This window comes from Halomonas icarae (genome assembly GCF_009901955.1).
GTDB lineage: Bacteria > Pseudomonadota > Gammaproteobacteria > Pseudomonadales > Halomonadaceae > Halomonas > Halomonas icarae.
Window position 1 is genome coordinate 3,374,274 of record NZ_WUTS01000001.1, and the last position, 3,461, is coordinate 3,377,734.

Below are 3,461 nucleotides of genomic sequence, written 5' to 3' on the forward strand. Positions count from 1 at the left end.
CATGTCACAGAACCATCAAGGCAAGCGACTCGTCATAGATCGCAAGATCTATTTGAGACGTTTGAACCTTGAGCCAAGTTTGGTGCTACTTCAAGCACTTATGATCTTAAACTGAAGAGTTTGATCATGGCTCAGATTGAACGCTGGCGGCAGGCCTAACACATGCAAGTCGAGCGGAAACGATGGAAGCTTGCTTCCAGGCGTCGAGCGGCGGACGGGTGAGTAATGCATAGGAATCTGCCCGGTAGTGGGGGATAACCTGGGGAAACTCAGGCTAATACCGCATACGTCCTACGGGAGAAAGCAGGGGATCTTCGGACCTTGCGCTATCGGATGAGCCTATGTCGGATTAGCTAGTTGGTGAGGTAACGGCTCACCAAGGCCACGATCCGTAGCTGGTCTGAGAGGATGATCAGCCACATCGGGACTGAGACACGGCCCGAACTCCTACGGGAGGCAGCAGTGGGGAATATTGGACAATGGGCGAAAGCCTGATCCAGCCATGCCGCGTGTGTGAAGAAGGCTTTCGGGTTGTAAAGCACTTTCAGTGGGGAAGAAATCCTCAGGGCCAATACCCCTGAGGGAGGACATCACCCACAGAAGAAGCACCGGCTAACTCCGTGCCAGCAGCCGCGGTAATACGGAGGGTGCGAGCGTTAATCGGAATTACTGGGCGTAAAGCGCGCGTAGGCGGCGTGATCAGCCGGTTGTGAAAGCCCCGGGCTCAACCTGGGAACGGCATCCGGAACTGTCACGCTAGAGTGCAGGAGAGGAAGGTAGAATTCCCGGTGTAGCGGTGAAATGCGTAGAGATCGGGAGGAATACCAGTGGCGAAGGCGGCCTTCTGGACTGACACTGACGCTGAGGTGCGAAAGCATGGGTAGCAAACAGGATTAGATACCCTGGTAGTCCATGCCGTAAACGATGTCGACTAGCCGTTGGGGTCCTTGTGACCTTTGTGGCGCAGTTAACGCGATAAGTCGACCGCCTGGGGAGTACGGCCGCAAGGTTAAAACTCAAATGAATTGACGGGGGCCCGCACAAGCGGTGGAGCATGTGGTTTAATTCGATGCAACGCGAAGAACCTTACCTACTCTTGACATCGTGCGAACTTGGTAGAGATACCTTGGTGCCTTCGGGAACGCACAGACAGGTGCTGCATGGCCGTCGTCAGCTCGTGTTGTGAAATGTTGGGTTAAGTCCCGTAACGAGCGCAACCCCTATCCCTATTTGCCAGCGATTCGGTCGGGAACTCTAGGGAGACTGCCGGTGACAAACCGGAGGAAGGTGGGGATGACGTCAGGTCATCATGGCCCTTACGAGTAGGGCTACACACGTGCTACAATGGCCGGTACAAAGGGTTGCGAAGCCGCGAGGTGGTGCTAATCCCGAAAAGCCGGTCTCAGTCCGGATCGGAGTCTGCAACTCGACTCCGTGAAGTCGGAATCGCTAGTAATCGTGAATCAGAATGTCACGGTGAATACGTTCCCGGGCCTTGTACACACCGCCCGTCACACCATGGGAGTGGACTGCACCAGAAGTGGTTAGCTTAACCTTCGGGAGAGCGATCACCACGGTGTGGCTCATGACTGGGGTGAAGTCGTAACAAGGTAGCCGTAGGGGAACCTGCGGCTGGATCACCTCCTTACCGACTATGTCGCCGACTGTCGGCAAGTGCCCACAATGAATTACCTGATCGACCAGAGCAAAAGACTGTTTGGGTCATCGACCCAGTGGTTGGAAGTCGATTCTGTTGCTCAGTTGGTGAGAGCGCGCCCCCTGGCCTTTAATGGAAAGGAGGGTGAGGTCAGAAGCCGACTTGCATGCAGTGCCGGGTCTGTAGCTCAGTTGGTTAGAGCGCACCCCTGATAAGGGTGAGGTCGGCAGTTCAAATCTGCCCAGACCCACCATTTAGCAGTATCAGGGGCCTTAGCTCAGCTGGGAGAGCGCCTGCCTTGCACGCAGGAGGTCAGCGGTTCGATCCCGCTAGGCTCCACCACTCAACAGTCAACAAGTTTTAAGTCGTACGCTTTTTCGTAAAGCTTACCGCTTAGAGCTTCACGCTCTAATTGCTCTTTAACAATGTGATTCATGCTGACAAACGTTCTTTCCGCAAGGAAAGAACACGAGATACGTTTCAAGCGCGTATCCGGCAATGTCGTGTGTCATCGCGGACCAGACCCTTTGGGGTTATATGGTCAAGCGATGAAGCGCATACGGTGGATGCCTAGGCAGCCAGAGGCGATGAAAGACGTGGAAGCCTGCGATAAGGCTCGGCGAGGTGGCAAACAACCTGTGACCCGGGCATCTCTGAATGGGGAAACCCACCCACGGTAACGTGGGTATCCCGCACTGAATACATAGGTGACGGGAGGCGAACCAGGGGAACTGAAACATCTAAGTACCCTGAGGAAAAGAAATCAACCGAGATTCCCCCAGTAGCGGCGAGCGAACGGGGACCAGCCCTTAAGCCGGTGACTGATTAGACGAACGCGTTGGGAAGCGCGGCCATAGCGGGTGATAGCCCCGTAGTCGAAAATCTGATCCGGTGAAATCGAGTAGGTCGGGGCACGAGAAACCTTGACTGAAGACGGGGGGACCATCCTCCAAGGCTAAATACTCCTGGCTGACCGATAGTGAACCAGTACCGTGAGGGAAAGGCGAAAAGAACCCCGGAGAGGGGAGTGAAATAGATCCTGAAACCGTATGCGTACAAGCAGTGGGAGCAGACTCGTTCTGTGACCGCGTACCTTTTGTATAATGGGTCAGCGACTTATTTTCAGTGGCGAGCTTAACCGTATAGGGGAGGCGTAGGGAAACCGAGTCTTAACTGGGCGACCAGTCGCTGGGAATAGACCCGAAACCGGGCGATCTATCCATGAGCAGGTTGAAGGTTGAGTAACATCAACTGGAGGACCGAACCCACGTATGTTGAAAAATGCGGGGATGACTTGTGGATCGGAGTGAAAGGCTAATCAAGCCCGGAGATAGCTGGTTCTCCTCGAAAGCTATTTAGGTAGCGCCTCACGTAGCACCGCCGGGGGTAGAGCACTGTTTCGGCTAGGGGGTCATCCCGACTTACCAACCCGAGGCAAACTCCGAATACCGGTGAGTGACGCGTGGGAGACACACAGTGGGTGCTAACGTCCATTGTGAAAAGGGAAACAACCCAGACCGTCAGCTAAGGTCCCCAAATCCTGGTTAAGTGGGAAACGATGTGGGAAGGCTCAGACAGCTAGGAGGTTGGCTTAGAAGCAGCCATCCTTTAAAGAAAGCGTAATAGCTCACTAGTCGAGTCGGCCTGCGCGGAAGATATAACGGGGCTAAACCAGGTACCGAAGCTACGGGTTCATCGAATGATGAGCGGTAGAGGAGCGTCGTGTAAGCCAATGAAGGTGAGTCGAGAGGCTTGCTGGAGGTATCACGAGTGCGAATGCTGACATGAGTAACGACAAGGGAGG

The 3,461-nt window shown here is 54.6% G+C and carries 2 tRNA genes and 2 rRNA genes (1 of these 4 only partly in view); all 4 read left to right on the forward strand.

The features are described from left to right. Positions 1–108 precede the first annotated feature (108 nt). A 16S ribosomal RNA gene (locus GRB80_RS15560) occupies positions 109–1,648 on the forward strand. A 185-nt stretch (positions 1,649–1,833) separates the two neighbouring features. Beyond that, positions 1,834–1,910 (forward strand) — tRNA-Ile (locus GRB80_RS15565). Between the two features lie 13 nt (positions 1,911–1,923). After that, a tRNA-Ala gene (locus tag GRB80_RS15570) sits at positions 1,924–1,999 on the forward strand. Positions 2,000–2,196: 197 nt separating this feature from the next. After that, positions 2,197–3,461: ribosomal RNA gene (locus GRB80_RS15575) — 23S ribosomal RNA — on the forward strand (it continues 1,721 nt past the right edge of the window). Together the 16S and 23S rRNA genes with 2 tRNA genes alongside form the textbook arrangement of a ribosomal RNA operon.